We start from the raw sequence: 24,746 nt of genomic DNA on the forward strand, positions 1-24,746 counted from the left end.
AATAATCCTTGTCAACGAATTATCAAATAATTAGCACTATTAGTTATTTTTAAAATATTTACCTTAGAATGCACTTATTTTTTTTAATGATTCGCTTGTTTAAACATGTTAAGTTGTGCTATTTGATGCTCTACCGCTTCCGTAGCTTCTTGCATCATGTTCAAAAAGAGCTCTTCTACAGTCGGTAACGAATCGATCAGTCCACTAACCTGTCCACCATTAATAAACCCTTCTTCCAATCGCCCTTCTATTGCTCCAATGATGTGCTTGTCTTCTCCAGTCATTTTAGCGAAATCAATTGGGTGAACGCCATTTTTTTCAGCTTCTTCTAACATCGTCGAATACTTTGTTTTAAGTAATCTTCTGACTTGCCCTACACTTCGCCCAACTACAACTGTACCAGTGTCATTCGATTGAAGAATCTGTTCGAGATACTGAGCATGGTATGGAGAATCTTTTGTTGCGACAAGTCTGGTACCCATTTGTACCCCGTCTGCTCCAAGTACAAATGCTGCCGCCAAACCTTTCCCGTCTCCCACTCCTCCAGCGGCTACCACTGGAATTGACACACTTGATTTAAGTTGTGGAATTAGCGTTAACGTTGTAAGTTCTAACGTTGAATTGATCCCAGCAGCTTCAAAGCCTTCTCCAACTATAATGTCTGCCCCGGCGCTCTCAGCTTTCTTCGCGTGCTTCACACTAGCCGTAACACAGATCACTTTTATTCCATGCTCTTTAAAGTACGGAATGTATGGAGAAGGGTTCCCAGCCGAGAGAGACACAACTTTCACATTATGTTTTACAGCTAGTTCACACATCTCTTTGAAGTGAGGAGTGACATTAATTGGGATGTTTAATGCAAAGGGTAAGGACGTACGAGCTTTCATTTCTACCATCAGCTTCTCTACTTCATCCGGTGACATCGTTCCAGCTCCAATCGTTCCTAAACCACCAGCGTTAGAAACAGCTGATGCTAACTCAGAGCTCGAAATATTCCCCATCCCCCCTTGTAAAATTGGATAGCTGACCGATAACAATTCGCAAATTCGATTCATGTTGTCTTCTCCCCTTTTCTTGTAACGCTTTTATTACGTTTAATAAGTTACGTGTTATACTCATTATAAACATTCAAAGAATAGACACTGAATTCCTGCAAAAAAACATGAAAGAGAGGATTTTTCGATGTTAATTTCGTATAACGGTCGTAAACCATCATTAAGTAAAGATGTCTTTATCGCTCCCGGAGCTAAAGTAATTGGAGATGTAACGATAGGCGAAGAATCAAGCGTGTGGTTCAATTCTGTGTTAAGAGGTGACGAGGCACCGATTACGATAGGTAACGGCTGTAACATCCAAGATAATTGCACATGCCACCTCTTTGAAGGATTCCCGCTTGTTTTGGAAGACGATGTTTCTGTTGGTCATAATGCGATTCTTCATGGGTGCAAAGTAAAGAAGGGAGCTTTGATCGGCATGGGAGCTATCGTGCTTGACGGAGCTGAAATTGGTGAGGGAGCATTAATAGGTGCTAATACGTTGATTCCAGCAGGTAAGAAAATCCCTCCGAATACGATGGTATTAGGCTCACCTGGGAAGGTAGTAAGAGAGCTCAATGATAAAGATAAAGAATTAATTGCCCTAACGATCGAAACCTACAAAAAGAAAGGCAAGGAATTCCTTGAACAGATCGAAGGCGCTCAAGAAATTCGTTGATCAAAAAAAGGAACGGGAGCCCGTTCCTTTTTTATCGATCGATTAAGAGAGGATGCTGAAGTGCATCGTATCGATGGTCTTTCTTTTTCAGTTCATTCCCCTCTTTAAAGACTTCCTCAAAAAAGCGAGAAGAGGGCTCAGCTAGAGTACGATAATAATCGCTAAAAAGCTTTGCGGCATGTTCACCGGGCCACTCCTCAGGAAGAAGCGCTGGAGGTAATCCTGGATCTACGAAAAGAAACTTACGATACTCATGCACAAGCTTTGCTCTTTCTACAAAGCATTCTCCATCAGTCATTTTACCTTGTTCAATCTTACTCTGATCGATGACGAATTTTTCACTGTAAGCTTTGATGAAAGAACGGTACTTATCGCTTATATCCTTAAGGTCCCAACATTCATTCACAAGTGCTGTATTCTGATGAGGACCTTTGTAATCAGCTACAAAAAAGTGGATGTGTTCTTTAATGTCGTATTTCTCAATCAATCCATCCACCTGATCCTCCAGATGATTGGGAGACATCCATAAGCTTGCTGAAGAGCTTCCGAATCCACTCCAAACAAGTTCTTTTCTTAATTCATCTCGGATATGTCTTTTCTCTTCAGGAATCGTATAGAGTAGCATACGCCACCTTCCATCCCAGGAGGAAGGCTGAAGTTTAAAGATCCGTCTTGCCGCTTCATCAATCCGTTTTACACCACGCTCTGTTAGGAAGTAGTAGCTTTTATTTCCTTCTTTTCTGGATTGTACCCAACCTTGCTTATTCATTCTCGAAATTGCAGCTCGAACAGACTGATCGTTATGTCCGAATTCCTTCAACAACCTGATCAAACTGCCGATCCATATTTCGTTGCCGTAGTGTCGGATATAGTCTCCGTACAGTGTGAAAATCATCGATCTTGTATTTAAACTCTCGTTCATAACAAATTCCTCCGCTCAAGGTATACCGCTTTTAAAACGCATCGTAAATATGATGTTATACTACCAGAGCGCAGAGGACATCGCAACTCATTACTACTCTCCTTTGAATTCAGGCTTTCGCTTCTCAGCAAAAGCATCAAGAGCTTCTAGACGGTCTTTCGTAGGTATCGTTACTTCGTAAGCTTTCGATTCGATCGCCATACCAGTATGACGATCAACATTCATCCCTTCGCGAACCGCGAATTTAGCTTGCTGCACAGCAACCGGCGCATTCTTGCAGATTTCAAAAGAGAGGTCTTCACATTTACTGAGAAGGTCTTCAGACTTCACCACGCCATTTAGTATTCCATAATCTAACGCTTCTTCTGAAGTTAGTTTTCTCGCAGTTAGTACAAGCTCAAGCGCCTTTGCAGAACCGATCAGTCTTGGTAGTCTTTGTGTTCCACCGGCACCTGGTATGATTCCTAGACTCGTTTCAGTCAGTCCCATTTTAGTCCCTTCTACTGCATATCTGAAGTCGCAAGCTAGTGCGAGTTCAAATCCACCACCGAATGCATATCCGTTAATTGCTGCAATCGTTGGTTGAGGCAGAGCTTCAACTGAGGAAAAGACTTCACGAATCTTCTTAACGTTCCTCTTCACTTCACCTTCAGAGAGCGAACGTCTTTCTTTCAAGTCTGCTCCCGCGCTGAAAGCCTTTTCACCTGCTCCCATAAAAATAACGACTCTAACATTCTTATCCGTATAAATATCATCAATAATACCTTGAAGCACCGAAAGTGTTTCATAGTTAAAGCAATTTAAAACATCTGGTCGATTCAATGTTACGTATCCTACGTGGTTTTTCACTTCATATGTAACGACAGCCAATTTGCATCCTCCTCTAATTACGTACATAGGAAAGAGCCTGGCAGCTAAGTTGAAATGACAACCAACCTCCAGGACCCTTTCCCTACATCTATTCTCGACATTTCCCCCTGTTTCCTTCTTCTCTATACTATTATGATCCCTGAAAAACCGGTCGTCTTTTCTCTATAAATGCCTTCACACCCTCACGATGGTCTTCCGTTTGACCTGCTTGCTTCTGAGCGTCGGCTTCAAATTCCAGTACTTCTTCAAGAGTACTATCCCAGCTTTTCGCCATCCCTTGTTTAATGAGTGTAACGGCTTTTGGAGGTAGATTAGATAGGCGCTTCATGAAGGTGTTAACACCACTATCCCACTCTTCCATTTGATACACTTCATTAACCATTCCAAAGTCTTTCGCTTGTGACGCACTCACTTTATCGCCTAGCATCGCAAGTTCAAGCGCTTTTGCATGACCAATTAGTCTAGGTAAAAAATACATACTACCAGAGTCTGGCACAAGACCAACATGTACAAAAGCCTCGATAAAACTAGCATTTTCATGCGCTATACGAAAATCACATGCAAGAGCAAGACTCATTCCAGCGCCTGCTGCTACTCCATTAACAGCCGCTACAACAGGCTTCTCACAGTTCACGATTTGCTTGACCATAGGGTTATAAGCAGACCTAAGCACGTCACCATGATCAAGTGATTCGTCTACCCCATTCAAATCTTGTCCTGCGCAAAATGCCCTTCCGTTTCCAATAATCACGATACAACGGACGTCTTGATTCGCCTCGCCCCGCTCAATAGCATCTTTAACTTCCTTGTTCATAAGTATTGTAAACGCATTCATTTTATCTGGTCGGTTTAGGCGAATCCACGCAATCTTGTCACGTGCTTCGTATTCAATCGTTTCGTACATTCTCGCGCCCCTTTTCTATTGCTTAGTATTTGCGGTTTCGTGTACTTCTTCTCCGATCATAAGCGTAACGAGATCCCCAGCAAAGCCCATCAAATCTTTGCCTGATGCTTTTCCTTCTTGCGACTTCATACCAGCCTTCATGGATTCATGGTCTTCATAATACATTTCACATAGCAAATAGAATTCACTTTCTCCCATAGGAGAACCAACGATTCTTGTCACTTCCATCTTCTTTAACCCTGGAATCTTCGAAGTGATTGGCGCGTGTGTATTGAAATAGTGCTCATCAAATTTCTGTTTGTTCTCCGGCTGTTTGTACAATGCGATTACTTTTACCATTTTTCATCAACCTTTCGTTTTTTGTTAGATTGCTACTGGCTTCATGGCTTCAAACGGGTTTTTACAGCTTTTACAATAGAGAATGCTTCTACATGCAGCTGGACCAAAGATGTTATCCATCGTTGTATAGATGGAGTCACAATAAGGGCAAGGAACACGCCATTCACTTCCGACTTTCTCTTCAGGAGGAGCTATTCCATATTCTTTTAACTGCACCCTTCCTCTGTCTGTTACACGAGCTGTGGTCCAGATTGGTTCACGTATATACTTCACTTCTACTGATGTGATTCCCTCTATCGTTTCAATCGCATTTTTGATATCTCGTTTTATGATATCTAAAGCAGGGCATCCAGAAAATGTTGGCATTGCCTCCACTTCAACACTCCCTCCGTCTACCTTCACATCATAAATAATGCCAAGGTCCACGACACTGACCGAGGGGATTTCAGGATCTTTGACAAACTCAAGCTTTTCTAGAACTTTCTTTCTTGTTGTCATAACAAAGCTCCTCTCAAACTACCATTCTGCAGATGGTACAGACTGATAGACTTCTGAAAGTGTTGATAACGCTCGTTCAAGGTGATCAGTATGCTTACCGTTTCTTCCGTTTAATGAGCTCATTTCAATTTCAAGAGGATGGTCTACCTTTTCGCTTAGAATTGCTTTCCATCTCCGAGTAAGGATTTCTTCACTCTCTATTAAGGAAAGATGAACGATCTTCTCACCATCATCTCCATAGGAGAAAACGCCTTTCATTTCTTTAAGGACTACGTCGATCGCCTCTGTCATTCTTCTTCTTGCTTCTGGAGTGCTGTTCATCAGTTGATCGAACCACGTTTCCCAATGCATAAGATGGTATGACATTTCGATCGAAATCTTCTGTACGATTTGTTGAAGCGTTTCATAAGAGTGTTCCTTAATCGAATGCAAGCGCACCTTTTTCGCAAGCGTGTAGAAATAATTTCTTACGACAGTGAACGCCCAATCGTAGTTAGGTTCTTCTAGATAGCTTCCTGGTCCGTTCGGAAGTTCCATCAAGACAGCATTACGAAATTTCTCAGGGGACCTAGCATGTGTCAGTTCGTCAGCATCCCCCTCACCAAGTTCTTCAAGCAAGGAATAGTAGAGTGCAGCATGACCCATTAGATCCTGACTGATTGAAGAAAACGCAACATCCTCTTCGATATGAGGAGCAAGCCCTAGCCACTCAGATCCACGATAGGAAAGGATAAAGTCATCATCCGCAAGCTGATACACCAATTCTATGAGACTACTGCGATATTCGGCTGACTCCATTACGAATTCCCTCCCCCCATAATGTCTTTCTCTGTAAGCTGCTCCTGCTCATACTTTCGCCACTTCTTCTTTAAGTAGCCATAGCCTTTCGTCTCTCTGTATGCTTTATCGAGATTCTTTATGCCCTCTCGCTCTTCTTGTGTCATCGTTCTGATATCATCTCGTTTTACAACCCAGATATCTGCAGGCTGCTCTCGTCGGAAGAAGTTTTCCTTCGCCATGATGAAAGCCAGTTCACGATTTGGAGCAAGCAGACTGAACTGGTACTGTAGCGGTGCGGTATCGGTTTTCTTACTGAACACTTCGTATACTTGATAGAAATCCTTTTCAGCATCACTCAATTCAAAACACCTCTCTATATATGCTGGGGTCTTTTACCGAGTGCCTCACGTACCCAGCTATTCATTTCATACGATCTTACTCTAAGCGCCAATCGTTCTTTTGATTTCGGACCATTTCCTGTAACGATCTTCTTGAACTCTGACCAATCTGGATCAGCATACTCCCACTCTGATTTCTCTTCATCAAAGCGTAGAGTAGGATCTGGAATGGTTAACCCTAAGGACCAAATCCTTGGAACATACTTTGTCAAAAACTCTTGTCGTAGCTGCTCGTTTGTCTTCGTACGCAGCTTATATTGCATATTCTTATCTTGATTCGAGTGGCCCGTTTCGTTTTTCGACTTAGGTCCGAAGAACATTAATAGCGACGTCCACCACCTGTTTAAAGCATCCTGCAGAAGTTCTCGTTGTTCTTCTGTTCCTTCGGCGAGTGCCATGATGATACTCTCGCCATGTTGTGCATGGAATACCTCTTCTGCACAAATTCGCTTTAGGGCTCTACCGTATGGTCCATAAGAAGTTCCAAGCATCATCGTCTGAGAAATAATCGCCGCTCCATCTACAAGCCACGCTATGATTCCGGCATCCCCCCATGTAGGTGCCTCCATATGAAAAACATTATGAAACTTTAACCGACCCGAGAATAAATCTTTCATAATGTCATCTCTATTCTTACCGAGCGGTGCCATTAAATCTTCTGCAACCCGTAGTAAAAGTTGGCCATGCCCCATCTCATCCTGAACCTTTGCCATGATCGCTAACTTTCGATGAAGCGTAGGCGCCTTTGGTACCCATTCCTTCTCAGGAAGTGCTCCCATAATTTCGCTGATTCCATGCATTGAAATCAAGCGTATCAATGCCTCACGGTAATCATCTGGCATCCAGTCGTCAGCTTCAATCTTCTCTCCATTATTAATTCGATCCATGAAATGATCGATGTTTTGCTGATAAACAGCTTCCATTCCCACACACCTCCAATATAACGTTTATTTAACGTCATTATATTTTATTGTCATATAAATATCAATTATTTTCTGACTATTTCTTTTAAATAAAAAACCGACTCAATTTGAGCCGGCTTCATTTCTATGCATTTACATGCTTTCGCAGCGCTTTTCTTAATATTTTTCCTGTCGTATTTTTTGGTAGCTCATCAATAAATTCCACAATCGTAGGACATTTATATTTAGCGAGGTTCTCTCTGCAATAATTCTTAACCTCATCTTCTGAGAGCACATCCTTCGTAACGACAAAGGCTTGTACTGCTTCACCAAAATCAGGATCAGGAACACCAACTACAGCTGCCTCAACAATGCTCGGATGCTGATACAATATTTCTTCCACTTCTCGTGGATAAACATTGTATCCTCCAACAATCACGAGATCCTTTTTACGATCTACGATATAGAAGTATCCTTCTTCATCCATCTTCGCTAAGTCTCCTGTATAAAGCCATCCATCTCTAACTGTCGCAGAAGTGTCTTCTGGTAACTTGTAATAGCCATTCATCACGTTTGGCCCTTTCACAATAAGCTCACCAACAGTTCCTGGAGAAACTTCTTGTCCAAGTTCATCGACTACTTTATTCTCTACGTTCGTAATATTGGTTCCGATCGAGCCTGGCTTCCTTGGACGATCTAATGGATTAAAACACGTAACAGGTGCTGCTTCGGATAAGCCATACCCTTCAGATACCTTTACATTGAACTTCTCTTCGAAACGATGGAGCAGTGCAACTGGTAATGGCGAGCCTCCAGATATACATATTCTTACATGCTTAAAATACTCTTCTCGGCCTTCTGGAAATTGATAAAGAAAATTATACATAGTTGGGACACCTGCAAAGACGGTAGCTTTATATTTCTCTGCAACACGAAAAACTTCTTGAGGACTGAACTTAGGTAAGATAAGGAGGGTACCTCCAGCAATGAGAGGGGCATTCATAGAAACGGTCATACAAAACACATGAAACATAGGTAAGGCAGTGATGACAACATCATCCGCATTAAACTCCAGATAATCAGCGGTGTCAGAAGCATTGCTCACGATATTCTTATGAGACAACATCGCTCCTTTTGGTCGACCTGTCGTTCCTGAAGTATAGAGAATGACTGCAACGTCGTCTTCTTTCGTCTGAACTGATGGTACCTCGTTTCCTTCGTCAAGAACCATCGTTGTAAACGGTTTCAATTTAATGTTTGATAAAACCTTTTCTTCCGTTGCTTCGCCAACATACGTAACGAGCTTTACATCAGGAAGTTGATTCGACATGCCTTCAACAAGTGGTAATGCCTGCTCTAACGTTACGATTGCTTTCACATCACCATTATGGAGCAAGTATCCAATCTCATTAGGAGTATAGATGGGGTTTATCGGAATAACAACCGCCCCGGCTCTTAATGCTCCATAGTAACTGATGATAAATTCTGGTGAATTCCCCAGTATCAATGCAACATGGTCGCCTTTGTTAATATTTTCATCGGCAAGGTTTGCTGCGAAAAGAGATACTTTCTGGTCAAGCTGTGCATACGTTACGGCTTGATCCTCATAAATATACGCCTGCTTATCCGGATGCGATAGTGCCGTTTGTGTCAGTTGTTCCGAAAGATTCATTCGCTCTCCTCCTGATATGAATGAATAATCATTCATTTTTAATTTTCTAAATATATTATATTGGAAGAAAATTTATCAAGCAAGGGGAAATCTCTCACTCACCGCTCTTTAAATAGAAATAGGAGCTGGTATGTCAGCTCCTATCGCCTAATAAATAAGATTTATAAAGTCTTCTTCTGATATGTTCCCAAAATAATGTTTTACATCTAAACCTTTAAGCGAATCTCTAATGGACTCTGGTTCATATTTTGTATCTGTGAGTCGTTCTTCTAGCTCCTTCACATCACCAACTCCGAAGAAATCGCCAAAAATGGTTGCTTGCTTAATGTAACCTTTTTTCACTTCTAGGCGGACGTCTATCGACCCGATCGGGAACCTTTTTGAGTGCTGAACATTGAATTTCGGTGAGCGCCCATAATTCCAATCCCAGTTTTTATATCGCTTATCTGCGATTCTGTTAATTTCATCCCAATCTTCTTCTGTAAGCTGATAAGTAGGCACTTCATCATACTCTTCGAAAATTGATTGAAGAAGCTTTTGTTTAAATTCCTCACGCGTCATGTCCTCATCCATATGTTCACTTATATTCGTTACGCGACTTCTGATCGACTTGATTCCTTTTGATTCTATTTTCTCTTTGTTCACTTTTAATGCTTTCACAACGTTTTCTAGATTTACGTCGAACATCAAAGTACCGTGGCTGTACATTCTTCCTTTTGTAGAGAACTGAGCATTGCCCGATATCTTCTTCCCATTTACGAGAAGATCATTCCGTCCGCTTAATTCAGCATCTACGCCCATCTTATGTAGAGCTTTTACCACTGGGTCTGTAAACTTCTTATAGTTATGAAAGCTATTGCCATCATCTTTCGTAATGATGCTAAAGCTCAAGTTACCTGGATCATTATACACCGCCCCGCCTCCAGAAAGACGTCGGATGACATCAACATCATTCTCACGTGTGTAGGTTGTATCGATCTGTTCGATCGTGTTTTGATTTTTCCCTACGATAACAGTAGGATTCATGGAATAAAAAAGAAGATAGGTTTCTTCAGGGTCAAGCTCTTTAAGAATGTATTCTTCGATCGCTAGGTTGATCCCAGCGTCCATAATATTTTCGTTATCTATAAATCGCATCATGTTCCCTCCAGTTTGTTCTCATTCTATTGTAATGAATTGTTTTATACTAAGCAAAAAAGCACCCTCTCCATAAAATGTAATGCGGTTCCTCCCCGTTCTTTTTTCCTACGCTTCGAATACTTCTAGTAAACGCAAATGAGGAGGGGCACAAATGAAAATCGTTTATTATGAAAAAGGGGATATCCCAGTAATTGTAGGTGCTTCAAGCTTAAATTCGAGCTTAACGATAGAGCAAATTAAAGCAGAAGGTGAAAAGAAGTGTAAGGAGATCGCACGCCTGCTTGGAAGAGAGATTGGTTTCTTAATGGATATGAACGGGAAACTCGATTCCAATAACCTTGACTAATACGCTAGAAGGACTGAAGGAATTTCCTTCAGTCCTTCTTTTATTCTTCCCAAGTTAAACCACTTGCTGCAAGAACGACTTTTCCATCGAACTGTTTTTTCGCATCCTGCTCTAAGTCTTCTAATACACCAAAGTGTGGAAGGTGTGTTAGCATGAGTGTTCCTACGCTGGCAGCTTTAGCAATCTTGGCTGCATCCGTACTATTCATATGCCCCATAGACGAACCATCCATATGACTGTATAAATTACATTCACAAAGTAGAAGATCAGTTCCATTTGCGAACTGTTCAAACTCTTTCATATAGCTTGAATCGGCAGTAAAGACCATGCTTTTTTCTCCGTCACGAATTCTCATAGCAAAACATGTAACGGGGTGAGTCGTCTTAAGAAACGTAATTGTAAATGGACCAACTTGGAGCTCTTCATTTTCCTTATATGGTTTTGCTACAGTATAAGGTTCATGACTCAGTCTATTAAATGCCTCTTTATCATGTGGAGGCGCATAGATCGGCAACTCTGGAAGTTCCTTACTGATTTTAGACTGTATGAGTCTCCCATGGTACAAAACACCGGTATCTGCAATGTGATCTGGATGGTAGTGACTTATGATAACAGCATCGAGCTCTTCCACAGGCAAATAATGCTGTAGTTGTGCCAATACACCACTTCCACAATCCACTAGTAAATTGAATCCTTCCTTTTGAACAAGATAACCAGCGCTAGCCTCACCGGCTTTCGGGTAACCTCCCCAAGGACCTAGTACCGTCACTTTCATTGCTAATTTCTCTCCCCTTCCAATTCAAGTAATGCGCGAGCTGTATATTGATCAGTAACAAGAATGTTCGCATAGCCACCCTTTAGAGCTCCATATATCGCATCCACTTTCTTAGGTCCACCTGCGATCAAAATGGACTTTTCCTTTTTTGATAGTTCTTCAAGATCGATGCCTATTGTTCGTTCGTTCAAATTCTTATGAATATGTCGTCCATTCTCGTCAAAAAAGCGCGAGCATATTTCACCAACGGAGCGTGAATGAATGACATCTAGTTCATCCTCTGTTACATACTCAGCTTGCACGATAACAGATTCTTTCGTCGGTATCCCAACACTGAACAGGGCTACATTTGCATCTCGTCCCATATCGAGTACTTTCCTAATATGGCGATCAGCTTCCATCGTCTCTTTCACAAGAAGTTGATCTACGATAGCCGGTACAGGCAAGAAGTGACTTGCTGCGTGGAAAGAACGACTGAGCATTTGAATGACCTCATATGCATATGTATTGGTTTCAGAGTAGCTGATGCCACCGTTTAATTGGACGACAGAAACATTTTTCAGCAGCTTATGACGTAAGTTTTTCCCCATTTCATTTAGTGTTGTTCCCCAAGATACACCGATCAAGTCATTATCTTCAATGGTTTCATGTAAATACAGTGCAGCAGTCTTACCAACGTGATGTTTTACGGTGCCCTCTTCGAACTGAGGAACAATGGCGACTTCAGCATCAATTAGACCGAAAGCTTCTACAAGCTCTGAGCTTAATCGATGTACATCTTCAGAAGGATCATGAATGGTTATCTCAACGACCCCTTCCGCTTTAGCTTGTTTTAATAACCTGGATACGGTAGGCCTAGAAACTGACAGCTTGCTTGCGATTTCCTGCTGACTGAAATCAAGCTGATAGTATAAGCGGGCCGCCTCTACAACCTTTTCAAGTTTTCCCTTATCCATAGCAACACCTGTAATTCCATATGTATTTGCTATCGTCTACACCTATAAAAAAGGCTTTCAGAAAGACCTTTTCGCCTTCTGAAAGCCTCTCAAGTGTTATCTTGATAGCATTGCTTTTACTCTTTTAACAACGTTTTCTGGAGTGAATCCGAATTCTTTAATTACCGTGTTTCCTGGTGCTGAAGCTCCAAAGCGGTCGATCGCTAGAACATCACCTTTGTGTCCTACATAACGATCCCAGCCCATAGATGCGCCCATCTCAATACCAAGACGAACAGTTACATCATCAGGTAGAACTGTCTTCTTATAGTCTTCTGATTGTTTTTCGAATAGGTCCCAGCTTGGCATACTCACCACTGAAGCTGTAATTCCTTCTTTTTCAAGAAGATTCTTTGCCTCGACAGCAAGGCCTACTTCAGAACCAGATGCAAGTAGAAGAGCGTCTGCATTATTGCTACCTTCTACAATATAAGCACCGCGTTTCACGCCTTCGTATGCTTGATCGTGAGAATCTGTTACAACAGGTAGGTTCTGACGAGATAGAACAAGTGCTGTAGGGTTAGTAGATGTTTCAAGTGCTACTTTCCAAGCTGCAGCTGTTTCGTTTCCATCAGCTGGTCTGATAATGGAAAGGCCAGGCATTGCACGAAGAGAAGCAAGTTGCTCTACAGGTTCGTGTGTAGGTCCGTCTTCTCCGACTGCTACACTGTCATGTGTGAATACATAAGTTGCAGGTACACCCATCAATGCAGATAAACGTAAAGCAGGACGTAGGTAGTCGGAGAATACAAAGAATGTTGCTCCAAATACTTTAAGACCTTTATGAAGTGCCATACCATTTAATGCTGATGCCATTGCAAATTCGCGTACACCAAACCAGATGTTTCTTCCGCTATAATCCGCTGCTGAGAAATCTTTCTCATCTTTTAGCATCGTCTTATTAGAAGATGCAAGGTCAGCAGAACCACCGAAAATTTGTGGATTGTTTTTCGCGATTGCATTCAGTACTTCACCGGATGCTGCACGAGAAGCTGTGCTCGTACCTTTTTCATATGAAGGAATTTCACTATCCCAGCCTTCAGGAAGTTCACCTTTCATCGCTGCTTTCAACTCGGCAGCAAGCTCTGGGTACTTTTCTTCATAGCTAGCGAAAAGTTCATTCCACTGCTTTTCTTTATTATCTCCATTTTCTTTGATTTCAGCGAAAACACTTTTCACTTCTTCAGGAATATGGAATTCATTTTCATAAGCCCAGTTGTAGTTCTCTTTCACTAGAGAAATTTCATCTGCTCCAAGTGGTGCACCATGAGATGTGTTGCTTCCACCTTTGTTAGGAGAACCGTAACCGATCGTCGTTTTCACTTCGATCATCGTTGGCTGATCTGTGTTGCTTTTAGCTTGCTTCAATGCGTCAGCAATCGCAGCCATATCGTTACCATCTTCAACGCGGATTACTTGCCAGCCGTAAGCTTCATAACGTTTTTGAACATCTTCAGAGAATGACTGATTCAAGTCTCCATCAAGAGAAATATCATTTGAATCGTACATAACGATCAGACGTCCAAGTTTAAGGTGAGCAGCTAATGAAGCTGATTCAGAAGAAACACCTTCCATTAAATCTCCATCACCACAAATGCTATATGTGTAATGATCAATAACGTTAAAGTCATCTCTATTGTAAGTCGCAGCTAGGTGACGCTCTGCCATAGCCATACCAACTGACATAGCAAGACCTTGTCCTAATGGACCAGTCGTAGCATCTACCCCAGGCGTTTCACCATACTCAGGGTGTCCTGGTGTGTTACTACCCCATTGGCGGAATGACTTCAAGTCTTCCATGCTTACGTCATATCCAAACAAGTGAAGCATGCTATATAGAAGTGCTGAGCCGTGTCCTGCAGATAATACAAAGCGATCACGGTTAAACCAATCAGGATTTGATGGACTATGATCCATGAACTGGCTCCATAATGTATAAGCCATTGGAGCAGCTCCCATCGGCATTCCTGGGTGTCCGGAATTTGCTTTCTCAACTGCATCGATGGAAAGCGTACGGATTGTATTTACTGCAAGTGAATCCATTTGATTTGTTGTCATATGTATACACTCCTTCTTTTATAATGAAATTTAGTAAAATATCTTCTGAACAAATGTACATTGATAATTATACATGAGTGCTGGTAAAAGAAAAAGGAAAGATGTCTGGTTACACTAAAAAACATCTAAGCCACAAAATTATCTTCCCTCCAAAAAAAAGTTTTCAATCATGAAAGTTAAAACAAATAAGTTACAATAAAAAAAGCGCGGGGAATACCGCGCTTTAGAAAGAAGGGAGTCTAATTGAATTAAGATAGCAGCTGATTTCCGCTCCAGGATGCTCGCTTTCCGCGGGGCGGTCGGTGAGCCTCCTCGGCTTCGCCGGTCTCACCTGTCCCGCTCATCCCACAGGAGTCGAGCATCCTTCCGCTCCAATTACCGTTATGCTGAGAATTATGCCTAACCAAGAACTTTTTAAAATAAACTTCCAACACACTACCGACTTTATTAAAAGCTCGTCAATCCACTTAAGAATAGTCTACGTATAAAACAAGTAAGCTTTTACCTCATAAGGACGCATGGTAGAGCTACTTTCTAGTTGATGTGTCGTTTCTTCATAATTAGAGATAAGAAGACTGCCTCCTTGTAATAGCTCATCTAGTTCGAGGATTACGTTATCGCTAGAGAAGTTAGCTGCCACAACGAGAGTTTGATCACTATACTTTCTTTTATAGACGTACAACTGTTCATCATCTTCAAGCAGAAGCTTGTAGTCACCGTGGACGATGATGTCGTATTCTTTTCGTAATCGAATAAGTTCTTTGTAAAAGTAGAAGACCGAGTTCTTATCACGTAATGCTTTCTTTGCATTTACTTCGGTGTAGTTCGGGTTAACGTTGAGCCACGGCGTGCCGGTTGTAAATCCTGCATGTTTCTCATCTGACCACTGCATCGGCGTTCTCGCATTGTCCCGTCCTTTCTTATGGATTGCTTCTAAGATTTCCGCGTGATCTTTCCCTTTTTCTTTTACTTCTTCATTGTACATATTCAACGTTTCGATATCTTCATAATCTTCGATTCGATCGAAATACACATTGGTCATGGCAAGCTCCTGCCCCTGATAAATATAAGGAGTCCCTTGGAGTAAATGAAGCCATGCTGCAAGCATTTTAGCTGATGCAACTCTGTACGTTCCATCATCTCCAAAGACAGACACTGAGCGAGGCTGATCATGATTTTCCATATACAAGCTGTTCCAGCCTTTCCCGTGTAACTCTGTTTGCCACTTAGAAATGATTTTCTTTAAGTCTGTTAGCTTCCAAGGCTGTTGATCCCATTTTCCTCCTGGACCATTCGTTACATCCATGTGTTCGAATTGAAATAACATGCTGACGATCCCATCTTCTTCATCTGTATACTTCACCCCATCCTCAGGTGTAGCTAAGGGCATTTCTCCAACCGTCATGGCGTTATAGTTCTTCAATACTTTTTCGTTCATGTCTTTCATATAATCAAAAAATTTCGGTCCATTAACGAAGTAGTCGCCGCCCCACTGATACTTATCGGGTGATTTTTTTTCAGCATCAGGTAGATTCGGATCTTTAGAAATGAAGTTGATGACATCCATTCTGAACCCATCAACACCTTTATCTAGCCAGAATTTCATAACATCATATACTTCTTCACGAAGCTTTGGGTTCTCCCAGTTCAAGTCAGGCTGTTTTTTTGAAAAGAGGTGAAGATAGTATTCATCCGTTGCCTCATCATACTGCCAGGCAGAGCCACCAAAGATCGACCCCCAATTATTTGGTTCATGACCATTCTCTGAAGCTCGCCATATATAATAATCACGATACGGGTTGTCTTTTGATTTACGAGACTCCGCAAACCACGCATGTTCATCTGAAGAATGATTTACAACAAGATCCATAACTAGACGAATACCTCTGTTATGCATTCCCGCTAACATCTCTTCCCAGTCAGCCATCGTTCCGAATTCATCCATAACTTCTCTATAGTTACTAATATCATACCCATTGTCATCATTAGGAGATTGATATACAGGTGATAACCAAACTACATCGATCCCAAGTTCTTTCAGATAATCTAGCTTTTCAGTGATTCCTTTTATATCTCCAACTCCGTCACCATTGCTATCATTGAAACTTCTAGGATATATTTGATACACAACGCTGTCTTTCCACCACTGTTTCCCCACGTCTATTCCCTCCTGAATCAAAATGTGCGCAAACGTTTTCACTAACGATTATATAAGAGAATGGTATGGAGTACAAATAATGGATGTGAATGCGATCTCCTTTCAATTCTATTAGTATAGTTGGTATAATGGGACTATTCTTCACTACCCATCAAAAGGTATAAAGAGTTTGTCGAGAGGGGTTAACCTGCATGAGTATCATTCAAGTCAAAAACTTAAAAAAGTCCTTCGGGGATTTAGAAGTATTAAAAGAAATAAACACTGAGATTAAAGAAAAAGAAGTCGTCTGTGTTGTTGGTCCATCAGGTTCTGGCAAGAGTACGTTTCTTCGTTGCTTGAATAAATTAGAAGATATTACAGGTGGCAGCGTAATTGTGAATGGTCATGACATCGCTGATCCTAAGACCAAAATCAATAAAGTAAGACAAGATGTTGGAATGGTGTTTCAGCATTTCAATCTCTTTCCACATAAGACCGTTCTTGAAAATATCACTGTCGCTCCTATTAAGGTAAAAGGGAACAATAAACAAGCTTCTAAGGACCAAGCGCTGGAATTACTCCAAAAAGTAGGACTAAAAGAAAAAGCAAATAGCTACCCTGGCGAGCTATCTGGAGGTCAGAAACAGCGTGTTGCCATCGCTAGAGCATTAGCAATGGAACCAAGCGTGATGCTGTTTGATGAACCCACTTCAGCTCTTGATCCTGAAATGATCGGGGAAGTGCTCGAAGTAATGAAACAGCTTGCAAAAGAAGGGATGACGATGGTTGTCGTCACGCATGAAATGGGCTTCGCACGGGAAGTGGGAGACCGAGTACTATTCATGGACGGCGGCTATATCGTTGAAGAAAATGTCCCAGAAGAGATTTTCCAAAATCCACAAAATGAACGAACAAAAGCATTCTTAAGTAAAATTCTATAAGAAAAAACGTGCAGATGTGAAATCTGCACGTTTTTTGTAAACTTAAAAGTCTTTAATCGATAAGTCCTTTTTCTTTCAAGAAATTCATCGCTACCTTTTCTGGTTCTTCTCCGTCTAGATCAACTTTTGCATTCATTTCAGACATTTCTTCTTCAGAAATCTTACCCCCAAGTTCGTTCACAATGTCAGCTAACTTTGGATGTGAATCTAGCGTATCTTGTCTTACAACCGGTGCAGCATAATACGGTGGGAAGAAATTCTTATCATCTTCCGTACTCACAAGGTTAAAACGAGCAATTCGACCATCTGTAGTAAATGCAGGAATAACATCTACTTCTCCTTCATTCAATGCATCATACATAATGTTAGGGTCAAGACTTTCTGTCTCTTTAAAATCATAGCCATACGTTTCGACCATCGCTTCATACCCATCGATTCGTTCGTAGAATGGATGAGGTCCTCCAAACACCATTTCATTCGAAACAGGTACTAAATCTGAGTAAGTTTCAGCATTTAATCCTTCGTTCGTTTCTTGTGTAATCGCAAGGGTATACCCATTTTCAAACCCTAGTGGCTCAAGCCAAACGAGGTCAAACTCTTCCTTATATCCTTCTTTTACTCTCTGGAAAATTTCATCTGCAGATTCATCTGAGTCAGCAGTGCCTTTCAAAACCGTCTCAAGACCTGTTCCTGTATACTCAACGTACATGTCGACATCTCCATCAACAAGTGCCTGATGTATAACACTAACCTCTCCGACCGCTTCGTCGATTTCGACTTCATAATCACTATTAGCCTTTATGTATTCACCCACAATATGCGGTAAAATATACTGTTCAGTCCACGGCTTACCAGAGATGACGATCGGATCACTCTCACTACTACCGCTATCGTTGCCACCGCAAGCGCCTAGCACCATAGCAAGACCTAACATTAATATCGTAAACTTCTTCAAATTAATCTCCCCTTTATTTTTTTGCTTTAATCCCTTTTGGAGTTGCTGCACTTTCTAATAATTTCAGAATTAAGTCAAAGCTAAGTGCAAGAATCGTAGCTGGAAGTGCTCCTGCTAGCACGAGCTCGTCCTTATTGGAAGTTAGACCTCTGTAAATGATATCACCAAGGCCTCCAGCCCCAACAAACGTCGCTAATGTCGCAACACCTATCGTCAAAACAGTCGCTGTCCTTACACCTGCCATAATAACTGGTAATGATAGAGGGATTTCTATTTTCGTTAGAATTTGTGAATCTGTCATTCCCATTCCTCTGCCTGCTTCGATTGAAGATTGATCGACTGAGGTAATTCCAGTATAAGTATTCCTCAATATAGGAAGCAAAGCATAGACAGTCAATGCAATAATAGCAGTCGTGCTTCCAATTCCTAGAAAAGGAATCAAGAACCCAAATAGCGCTAAACTAGGGACGGTTTGAAATACTGCTGATATTGCGATGATTGGTTCTGCAAGCTTCTTCCTACGTGAAATAAAAATACCAAGCGGAACCGAGATTAAGATCGCGATGACGATCGAAATAAACGATAGAAAGAGATGTTCCTGTAGTGCTACAAGAATATCATCCCAACGCCCCTGTATGGTTTCAATGAATAATACAAAGAAGTTACGATCATTCATTTAGGGCACCTTCCTTTCGTTGACTTACTTGATCGAGCCCAGCTAGCCCTCTCATCATACTGCCATTCGTAATAACACCTTCAAGTTTATTTTCATCCACTACCAAAATCATACCTGGCGTTTCTTCAGCAAAGCGTTTAGCGATTTCTGGATAGAGCGTATCGATTGAGACGGGTTTTGGTTCACTCATCACATCAACGATGCGCTTCGAATCGTCATCATAATGTTGTTGCACAACATCAAGTGTAACGACTCCCTTATACACGTGGTCTGGATCAGTAACGACGAGACTGTCTACCCGTTCTGACCTCATTAATCGAAATGCCTCAGCTAATCCACGACTTTCTTTCACTGTAGCAACTTTTCGTATCATCAGATCACTAGCTGTAGGAATTTGGCCTTTTGCGATCCGTTCATCACCTACAAAGTCACGAACAAACTCATTTTTCGGATGACGTAGTATGTTATCAGGTGTATCGAGCTGCAGGATTTCGCCATCTTTCATAATCGCGATCCGATCCGCTATCTTCATCGCTTCATCCATATCATGCGTCACAAATACGATCGTCTTTTGTATTTCCTTTTGAAGCTTAATAAGTTCATCTTGAAGCTGTTCACGACTAATCGGATCAAGTGCACTAAAAGGCTCGTCCATTAGTATGACTGGGGGTTCTGCAGCTAAAGCACGGATAACGCCTACTCGCTGTTGCTGTCCTCCACTTAATTCTAAGGGGTAGCGCGTTCGGAATGTAGAAGGTTCGAGGCCTACTAGGTGTAATAATTCATCGACACGTGCTTCTATTTTACTCTTTTCCCATTTCTTCAACTTAGGGATTAACGAAATGTTCTCCGCAATTGTCATGTGTGGAAGTAGTCCAATCTGTTGAATAACATAACCGATACTTCTTCTAAGTTCTACTGGATCCTGCTCAGCGATCGATGTTCCATCTATGTATATCTGACCACCTGAAGGCTCGATCAAGCGATTAATCATCTTCATAGTCGTTGTTTTTCCACAACCACTCGGACCAATCAATGTTAAGAGTTCGCCCTTTTCAATATGTAGATTTATGTCCTTAAGAGCGGTTGTTCCATCAGGAAATTGTTTGCTAACATTCTTAAAAGTAATCATTGTTCCCCTTCTCCCTGCCTCCTTAAAATACCTATCCTCAGTCATTACCCTTACGTTTTATATCCAAACCAACCAACATGCTTTTCTGTAACAATCTTACTATTACTCTATCCTTTTTCATAAAATAATTCAAAGAAATAAGCCTTCTCTAAACTGAGAAGGCTTCACTACACTTATTCTGTTATTACCGGTTCATCGAACCCTTTGTTCCTACGCTTCTTCATTTCCATAAAGAAGAACACAATCGTTCCAACTGCAAAGATCAGAGTGAATCCAAGCAAGATCAACACATTGTTCCACATGAATGCAAAATCTCCACTTGAGATCACTGCCTTTAATCCAGATACCGTGTATGTCATAGGTAACCACGTATTAAAGATTTGGAGACCTTCTGGAATCAATTCAAGTGGGAATGTACCGGCACTAGTTGTTAACTGTAGAATCAAGATAATGATCGCTACAAATCGACCCGGATCTCCCATCGTTGTGACGAAGAACTGAATCATCGTCATATACGTCAAGCTTGATATCACTGAGAAAAGAATAAAGTACGCAACACTTTGAACCTCAATATCTAAACCATATAGTAAGACTGCATCTGCGACTAAGGCTTGAATCACACCAACAGTAAGAAGAATCCCATACTTACTAACAAACCATTCCAAAGCAGACTTAGGATCCCCTGCAGGTTCACGAAGAGGGAAGACGATCGACATTAGAAGAGCTCCGACAAACAAACCAAGCGATAGGAAGTACGGCGCAAACCCAGTTCCATAGTTTGGAACAGAATCTGTTGCATCACTTTCTACGTCTACTGGATCTGCAAACATATTGTATGTGTCTTCATCTGCATTCGTTTGAACAGTTTCTTTGGCTGCCTCGTCTAACTTACTATGAAGTTCGTTTGATCCGTCAGTTACTTTCTCGGCTCCGTTGTCTAACTTCTTAGACCCTTCTAACAGCTGACCTGCACCTGAAGAAAGTTCGGAAGACCCTCCCTCGAGATCCGTTAAGCCAGTTACAAGAACCTGCGACCCATTTTCTAATTCCACAACGCCGCTATTTAGTTTACTTACATTCGTAATCATTTCTTGCCAACCAGAAGACACATTAGCCGTTCCTTCAGCCACTTTATCAGCGCCAGCTTGAAGTTGTGATACATCTTCTCTAGCAGTATCTAACTCGTTTCCAAATCGTAGTAAGCCTTTTTCAATCTTCACTTGTCCATCATAAAGACTTTGTAGCGCAGTGATGAGTTCATTCTGGCTTGTTTTCATTCCTTCTACATTTGATGAAATACTTTTCGTAACAGATTCTAACTTCGCGCCTCCCTCCTTAATGGATTGAGCAGCTCCTGCAGATTTCTCTGCAATCGGTTTAAGCTGACTGATTAATGCTTGTTTCTCTTCTTCCGAATAGCTTCCATTCGATTGGATGCTTTGTATAACTCCCTGCAACTCTTTAGATACTTGCGCAGCTCCTTGGCCACCGTTAACGATTGGTTCTTTCACGCTACCGGCAGTTGCACCTAACGATGTAACGTCTCTAGACTTGTCCTCAAGCTTCGTTATGATCTGGTGGATTCCACCCTTGCTCTGTTCAACACCAGCGAGAAGGCTTTCTTGACCTGATTTAAATTCACTTAAACCGTCACTAAATTGATTTACACCTTGACTTACTTGCCCAGCACCAGCATCTAATTCATTAATTTTGGATTGTTTATCCTCTAACGTCGTTAACAATGTGGTAGATCCCTGACTAGCTTCTTCTAGACCATTAGAGAGTTTCACAGAACCATTCTGTAATTCACTCACACCGTTCGTTAGTTCGATCGACCCATTGTTAAGCTTTGCTACATTTTCTTTTAATTGCTCTGTACCGACTTTAAGGTCAGACGATCCATCAGCTAAATCCAGAGCACCATCAGATGCATCTGATAATCCATCCGCAATTTCGCTAAACTTATCAAAAACAAGTTCACTATAATTTTCAGTAATATTGTTCGCGATTTGTGACTTGATTTCACTTACAGCCGTTCCTCCAATTTGCCCTGCAAGGAAATTGAAACTTTCGTTTGGAACATACTTTAAATTAAGTTTTTCAGGCTGCTCATTTAATACAGTCGTTGACCTTTTAGAGAAATCTTCAGGAATTTGAATCTTCATGTAGTAGGTTTGATCCTCAAGCCCTTTATTTGCTTCTTCTTCATTAACGAAGTCCCACTTAAACTTTGGATCATCTTTCAACTTATCTACTAACTCATTTCCTATATCGATATGTTCCCCTTCAAAATCTGCTCCATTATCTTCATTTACTACAGCTACTGGAATTTGGTCTAGATTCTCATATGGATCCCAAAATGCCCACAAAAACATTCCACTGTATAAAACAGGGATAAATAATACTGCAAGAACAGGAATGAGAATTTTTTTATTTGTGAATAACGCACGCCACTCAGAACGGAGATGACGAAATTTCATAATTTTTACCTCCCGATTGTCTGTGTGACCAATTTTGTCATTTGGTCATTAATGCTAAAAAAAAGAACACCAACTACTAGCTGTATATGATTCTCAAACAATAATGACCATTTTTCGAATCCGGTCATTAATGCTACAGATAGTAATATATCATCCTTTTTTTATTAAAGCAATAGACCTCCTATGGCTTCTTAATCCCCTCCATCGTAAATAATTCAAGATGGTGCGCAATTTCTTCTTTTGTAAGGGATCGATTCGTTTTCTCCCAGTCAAAGACAAGAGCAATATACATCTTAAATAGTAAGAATGCGGTGAGGGACGGATCACATTCTTTTATCTCATTGTTTCTAACGCCTCTCTCGATCTCTTGTTTGATGAAAGAGGTAATCGCTTGTTCAACGAGGTTTAGAGCTTCTAATGCAGCTGGAGTACCTATTTCACGCACTTCTTGCGAAAGCTTAATCGCAAGTTTATGCTCTTTACGGTGCTCGAGTACATCAAATAGGGCACGGTGAAGATTTTCAAAGAAGGAGTCTTCTTCTCTAATCGAAGTTTCAGCAAGCTCTTTCATCTCACCTACCATCTGACTTACAATTTCATTAAAAAGCTCTTCTTTGTTTTTAAAGAACGTGTATATGGTGCCTTTCCCGACGTTCGCTATTTTTGCTACTTGGTCCATCGTAGTTGCTTTATATCCAAACATTGAGAATGATTTTTCCGCGGCATTTATAATGCTTACTTTTCGATCAAACCCCATAGTCCTCTCCCTTTATCTTAATTTAGGAAGGGTTACAGTGACCGTCGTCCCTATTCCTTCCGTACTTGTGTAAGTTATCTTTCCGTTCATGTTCCTTATAAGCCTATTTGTTATCATCGTGCCCAATCCAGTGCCCTTTGATTTCGTTGTGTAAAAGGGCAAACCAATTTTCTTCAATTCTTCCTCATTCATGCCAGAGCCGTTATCTTTAATGATGATATCTACGGTATTTCTCTTTGTTCCGTTCTGCAAGATGATCTCAATGAGACCATCATTTTCTATAGCCTCGATTGAATTCTTAATAAGATTGATAAGACACTGCTTAATCTCCTGTGGGTTCGTGAGGATTATGAAATCCCCATATTCTTCATAAGTAATTTTCACTGCGTGGTAAACCCCTAACACCGATGTTAACTCGATCGTATCACTAACGACTTTATTAAGGTTCACCTCTGCATGGTCTAGCTTTGTAGGTTTAATAAGCGTTAAGTAATCTGTGATGATCTTATTCGTACGATCGATCTCATCCAGCATCAAAGGGGCATATTTCTTTACCTGCTGCTCCTTTGAATCTGTTGAAATAAATTGAAGTAATCCCCGAACAGTCGTAAGTGGATTTCGTATTTCGTGTGCAATTGAAGCAGCCATTTTCCCTGCAACCGATAGTTTCTCAAGATAAACCGTTTCCTCGAGCTGGAGATTAACGATAACAAGTTTCTCTGTTAAATAAAATATAAAAAAATACGCGATAGCAAATGAAAGGAAATAGATCGGATAAAAATATGGCTCTGACGGTTTCACCAACCACATGATGATGGCTATATATGTAATAAGAAATATTCCGCCAACCTGAAGAATCACACTCCATTTTCGGTTCGCTTTTTGAAAAAGGTCTCTATATCCCCACGAAAGAAAGAACGCGATGACTGCCAAGCTCACACCAACGTAAGCAAATTCTCCTCCCATCCAAAATCGAGCGATCGATATAACGACAGTACATATAAAACCAGGTATTACTCCACCGTACAACGTAACAAGAATAAGAGGAACCACCCGCAGATCAAATACAGTGTCTCCAAACTTTTCTAATGGGAACAGCATACACAGAAGAGCCATCAAGGAACTAATGGCACCATATAAGAGTTTATCTTTTAAACCTAACGACCTTGACCGTGTAAAAGGCATGACCATATTCCAGATGAAAAGCACTGAAAATAGCATTGCAATATTTACAAGTAGAGGTCTTGCCATATCTAACATTGCCATGTCTCCTTTTTCTATATGTTGCCATTTCATTCTATCATTAGAGACAATAGGAGACTATCTGTAACCGGTTTATTACTATGCACAAAAAAG

At 41.0% G+C, this 24,746-nt stretch carries 24 protein-coding genes; 3 read left to right on the forward strand and 21 right to left on the reverse strand.

Going from position 1 to position 24,746, the window contains the following annotated elements; genetic code table 11:
- Positions 1-83 precede the first annotated feature (83 nt).
- Positions 84-1,055, reverse strand: coding sequence for an NAD(P)H-dependent flavin oxidoreductase (locus LCM09_RS17720; protein WP_224884661.1), 972 nt, complete (start codon positions 1,053-1,055; stop codon positions 84-86).
- 127 nt (positions 1,056-1,182) lie between these two features.
- On the opposite strand from LCM09_RS17720, the gene LCM09_RS17725 reads away from it, so the two are divergent.
- On the forward strand, positions 1,183-1,713 hold the full coding sequence (locus tag LCM09_RS17725; RefSeq protein WP_224884662.1) for a gamma carbonic anhydrase family protein: 531 nt from the start codon (positions 1,183-1,185) through the stop codon (positions 1,711-1,713).
- 31 nt (positions 1,714-1,744) lie between these two features.
- Here LCM09_RS17725 and paaX read toward each other — a convergent pair whose 3' ends face one another.
- The 10 genes from paaX to lplA all read right to left on the reverse strand — a co-directional run bounded on the left by paaX (position 1,745) and on the right by lplA (position 10,135).
- On the reverse strand, positions 1,745-2,635 hold the full coding sequence (paaX, locus tag LCM09_RS17730; protein WP_224884664.1) for a phenylacetic acid degradation operon negative regulatory protein PaaX: 891 nt from the start codon (positions 2,633-2,635) through the stop codon (positions 1,745-1,747).
- 93 nt (positions 2,636-2,728) lie between these two features.
- On the reverse strand, positions 2,729-3,505 hold the full coding sequence (locus tag LCM09_RS17735; RefSeq protein ID WP_224884666.1) for an enoyl-CoA hydratase-related protein: 777 nt from the start codon (positions 3,503-3,505) through the stop codon (positions 2,729-2,731).
- Between the two features lie 130 nt (positions 3,506-3,635).
- Positions 3,636-4,409, reverse strand: a complete 774-nt coding sequence (locus LCM09_RS17740) for an enoyl-CoA hydratase-related protein (protein WP_224884668.1) — start codon at positions 4,407-4,409, stop codon at positions 3,636-3,638.
- Positions 4,410-4,424: 15 nt separating this feature from the next.
- Positions 4,425-4,748, reverse strand: a complete 324-nt coding sequence (locus LCM09_RS17745; RefSeq protein ID WP_224884670.1) for an EthD family reductase — start codon at positions 4,746-4,748, stop codon at positions 4,425-4,427.
- 24 nt (positions 4,749-4,772) lie between these two features.
- Positions 4,773-5,246 carry a 1,2-phenylacetyl-CoA epoxidase subunit PaaD gene (gene paaD / locus LCM09_RS17750; protein ID WP_224884672.1) on the reverse strand — a complete coding sequence of 158 codons (474 nt, stop codon included), beginning with the start codon at positions 5,244-5,246 and terminating at the stop codon, positions 4,773-4,775.
- Positions 5,247-5,264: 18 nt separating this feature from the next.
- Entirely contained in the window at positions 5,265-6,044 is a 780-nt protein-coding gene (gene paaC / locus LCM09_RS17755; RefSeq protein WP_224884674.1) for a 1,2-phenylacetyl-CoA epoxidase subunit PaaC, read from the reverse strand.
- Complete coding sequence (gene paaB, locus LCM09_RS17760; protein WP_224884676.1) at positions 6,044-6,385, reverse strand: 1,2-phenylacetyl-CoA epoxidase subunit PaaB; 342 nt, start codon at positions 6,383-6,385, stop codon at positions 6,044-6,046. The genes paaC and paaB overlap by 1 nt, the downstream gene beginning before the upstream one ends.
- Before the next feature lie 14 nt (positions 6,386-6,399).
- Complete coding sequence (paaA, locus tag LCM09_RS17765) at positions 6,400-7,347, reverse strand: 1,2-phenylacetyl-CoA epoxidase subunit PaaA (protein ID WP_224884678.1); 948 nt, start codon at positions 7,345-7,347, stop codon at positions 6,400-6,402.
- A 124-nt stretch (positions 7,348-7,471) separates the two neighbouring features.
- On the reverse strand, positions 7,472-8,998 hold the full coding sequence (locus LCM09_RS17770; protein ID WP_224884681.1) for a fatty acid--CoA ligase family protein: 1,527 nt from the start codon (positions 8,996-8,998) through the stop codon (positions 7,472-7,474).
- A gap of 147 nt (positions 8,999-9,145) precedes the next feature.
- Entirely contained in the window at positions 9,146-10,135 is a 990-nt protein-coding gene (gene lplA, locus LCM09_RS17775; protein ID WP_224884852.1) for a lipoate--protein ligase, read from the reverse strand.
- A 154-nt stretch (positions 10,136-10,289) separates the two neighbouring features.
- Between lplA and LCM09_RS17780 the strand changes: the two genes are divergently transcribed.
- Positions 10,290-10,484: a hypothetical protein gene (locus LCM09_RS17780; RefSeq protein WP_224884683.1), complete on the forward strand. Its 195-nt coding sequence runs from the start codon at positions 10,290-10,292 to the stop codon at positions 10,482-10,484.
- A 40-nt stretch (positions 10,485-10,524) separates the two neighbouring features.
- Here the strand turns inward: LCM09_RS17780 and LCM09_RS17785 are convergent, their stop codons facing one another.
- The 4 genes from LCM09_RS17785 to LCM09_RS17800 form a co-directional block, all read right to left on the reverse strand.
- Positions 10,525-11,259 (reverse strand): MBL fold metallo-hydrolase, encoded by a 735-nt coding sequence (locus LCM09_RS17785; RefSeq protein ID WP_224884685.1) that lies wholly within the window; start codon positions 11,257-11,259, stop codon positions 10,525-10,527.
- A gap of 2 nt (positions 11,260-11,261) precedes the next feature.
- Positions 11,262-12,215, reverse strand: a complete 954-nt coding sequence (deoR, locus tag LCM09_RS17790) for a DNA-binding transcriptional repressor DeoR (protein WP_224884686.1) — start codon at positions 12,213-12,215, stop codon at positions 11,262-11,264.
- Between the two features lie 96 nt (positions 12,216-12,311).
- Positions 12,312-14,312: a transketolase gene (gene tkt, locus LCM09_RS17795; protein ID WP_224884688.1), complete on the reverse strand. Its 2,001-nt coding sequence runs from the start codon at positions 14,310-14,312 to the stop codon at positions 12,312-12,314.
- Positions 14,313-14,790: 478 nt separating this feature from the next.
- Positions 14,791-16,470 (reverse strand): glycoside hydrolase family 13 protein, encoded by a 1,680-nt coding sequence (locus LCM09_RS17800; protein WP_224884690.1) that lies wholly within the window; start codon positions 16,468-16,470, stop codon positions 14,791-14,793.
- Positions 16,471-16,661: 191 nt separating this feature from the next.
- Here LCM09_RS17800 and LCM09_RS17805 point away from each other — a divergent pair, with 191 nt between their 5' ends.
- On the forward strand, positions 16,662-17,390 hold the full coding sequence (locus LCM09_RS17805; RefSeq protein WP_263623065.1) for an amino acid ABC transporter ATP-binding protein: 729 nt from the start codon (positions 16,662-16,664) through the stop codon (positions 17,388-17,390).
- A gap of 52 nt (positions 17,391-17,442) precedes the next feature.
- Here LCM09_RS17805 and LCM09_RS17810 read toward each other — a convergent pair whose 3' ends face one another.
- From LCM09_RS17810 to LCM09_RS17835, 6 genes are all read right to left on the reverse strand, one after another.
- Positions 17,443-18,324, reverse strand: a complete 882-nt coding sequence (locus LCM09_RS17810; RefSeq protein WP_489753194.1) for a glycine betaine ABC transporter substrate-binding protein — start codon at positions 18,322-18,324, stop codon at positions 17,443-17,445.
- 34 nt (positions 18,325-18,358) lie between these two features.
- Positions 18,359-19,021, reverse strand: coding sequence for an ABC transporter permease (locus tag LCM09_RS17815; RefSeq protein ID WP_224884694.1), 663 nt, complete (start codon positions 19,019-19,021; stop codon positions 18,359-18,361).
- On the reverse strand, positions 19,014-20,153 hold the full coding sequence (locus tag LCM09_RS17820; protein ID WP_224884696.1) for an ABC transporter ATP-binding protein: 1,140 nt from the start codon (positions 20,151-20,153) through the stop codon (positions 19,014-19,016). The genes LCM09_RS17815 and LCM09_RS17820 overlap by 8 nt, the downstream gene beginning before the upstream one ends.
- 173 nt (positions 20,154-20,326) lie before the next feature.
- Positions 20,327-22,633, reverse strand: a complete 2,307-nt coding sequence (locus LCM09_RS17825; RefSeq protein WP_224884698.1) for a YhgE/Pip domain-containing protein — start codon at positions 22,631-22,633, stop codon at positions 20,327-20,329.
- 181 nt (positions 22,634-22,814) lie between these two features.
- A complete protein-coding gene (locus LCM09_RS17830; protein WP_224884700.1) occupies positions 22,815-23,390 on the reverse strand; it encodes a TetR/AcrR family transcriptional regulator in 576 nt (191 codons plus the stop codon).
- A 12-nt stretch (positions 23,391-23,402) separates the two neighbouring features.
- Entirely contained in the window at positions 23,403-24,686 is a 1,284-nt protein-coding gene (locus LCM09_RS17835) for an ATP-binding protein (protein WP_224884701.1), read from the reverse strand.
- Positions 24,687-24,746: the final 60 nt, after the last annotated feature.

This window comes from Guptibacillus algicola, assembly GCF_020171805.1.
In the GTDB taxonomy this organism is placed as follows: domain Bacteria; phylum Bacillota; class Bacilli; order Bacillales; family Guptibacillaceae; genus Guptibacillus; species Guptibacillus algicola.

Bases quoted from the DNA above. Each gene is read 5' to 3' on its own strand.
- LCM09_RS17720 (WP_224884661.1), bottom strand. From the start codon at position 1,055: ATGAATCGAATTTGCGAATTGTTATCGGTCAGCTATCCAATTTTACAA.
- LCM09_RS17725 (WP_224884662.1), top strand. From the start codon at position 1,183: ATGTTAATTTCGTATAACGGTCGTAAACCATCATTAAGTAAAGATGTC.
- paaX (WP_224884664.1), bottom strand. From the start codon at position 2,635: ATGAACGAGAGTTTAAATACAAGATCGATGATTTTCACACTGTACGGA.
- LCM09_RS17740 (WP_224884668.1), bottom strand. From the start codon at position 4,409: ATGTACGAAACGATTGAATACGAAGCACGTGACAAGATTGCGTGGATT.
- LCM09_RS17745 (WP_224884670.1), bottom strand. From the start codon at position 4,748: ATGGTAAAAGTAATCGCATTGTACAAACAGCCGGAGAACAAACAGAAA.
- paaD (WP_224884672.1), bottom strand. From the start codon at position 5,246: ATGACAACAAGAAAGAAAGTTCTAGAAAAGCTTGAGTTTGTCAAAGAT.
- paaC (WP_224884674.1), bottom strand. From the start codon at position 6,044: ATGGAGTCAGCCGAATATCGCAGTAGTCTCATAGAATTGGTGTATCAG.
- paaA (WP_224884678.1), bottom strand. From the start codon at position 7,347: ATGGAAGCTGTTTATCAGCAAAACATCGATCATTTCATGGATCGAATT.
- LCM09_RS17770 (WP_224884681.1), bottom strand. From the start codon at position 8,998: ATGAATCTTTCGGAACAACTGACACAAACGGCACTATCGCATCCGGAT.
- lplA (WP_224884852.1), bottom strand. From the start codon at position 10,135: ATGCGATTTATAGATAACGAAAATATTATGGACGCTGGGATCAACCTA.
- LCM09_RS17780 (WP_224884683.1), top strand. From the start codon at position 10,290: ATGAAAATCGTTTATTATGAAAAAGGGGATATCCCAGTAATTGTAGGT.
- LCM09_RS17785 (WP_224884685.1), bottom strand. From the start codon at position 11,259: ATGAAAGTGACGGTACTAGGTCCTTGGGGAGGTTACCCGAAAGCCGGT.
- deoR (WP_224884686.1), bottom strand. From the start codon at position 12,215: ATGGATAAGGGAAAACTTGAAAAGGTTGTAGAGGCGGCCCGCTTATAC.
- tkt (WP_224884688.1), bottom strand. From the start codon at position 14,312: ATGACAACAAATCAAATGGATTCACTTGCAGTAAATACAATCCGTACG.
- LCM09_RS17805 (WP_263623065.1), top strand. From the start codon at position 16,662: ATGAGTATCATTCAAGTCAAAAACTTAAAAAAGTCCTTCGGGGATTTA.
- LCM09_RS17810 (WP_489753194.1), bottom strand. From the start codon at position 18,324: ATGTTAGGTCTTGCTATGGTGCTAGGCGCTTGCGGTGGCAACGATAGC.
- LCM09_RS17815 (WP_224884694.1), bottom strand. From the start codon at position 19,021: ATGAATGATCGTAACTTCTTTGTATTATTCATTGAAACCATACAGGGG.
- LCM09_RS17820 (WP_224884696.1), bottom strand. From the start codon at position 20,153: ATGATTACTTTTAAGAATGTTAGCAAACAATTTCCTGATGGAACAACC.
- LCM09_RS17825 (WP_224884698.1), bottom strand. From the start codon at position 22,633: ATGAAATTTCGTCATCTCCGTTCTGAGTGGCGTGCGTTATTCACAAAT.
- LCM09_RS17830 (WP_224884700.1), bottom strand. From the start codon at position 23,390: ATGGGGTTTGATCGAAAAGTAAGCATTATAAATGCCGCGGAAAAATCA.
- LCM09_RS17835 (WP_224884701.1), bottom strand. From the start codon at position 24,686: ATGAAATGGCAACATATAGAAAAAGGAGACATGGCAATGTTAGATATG.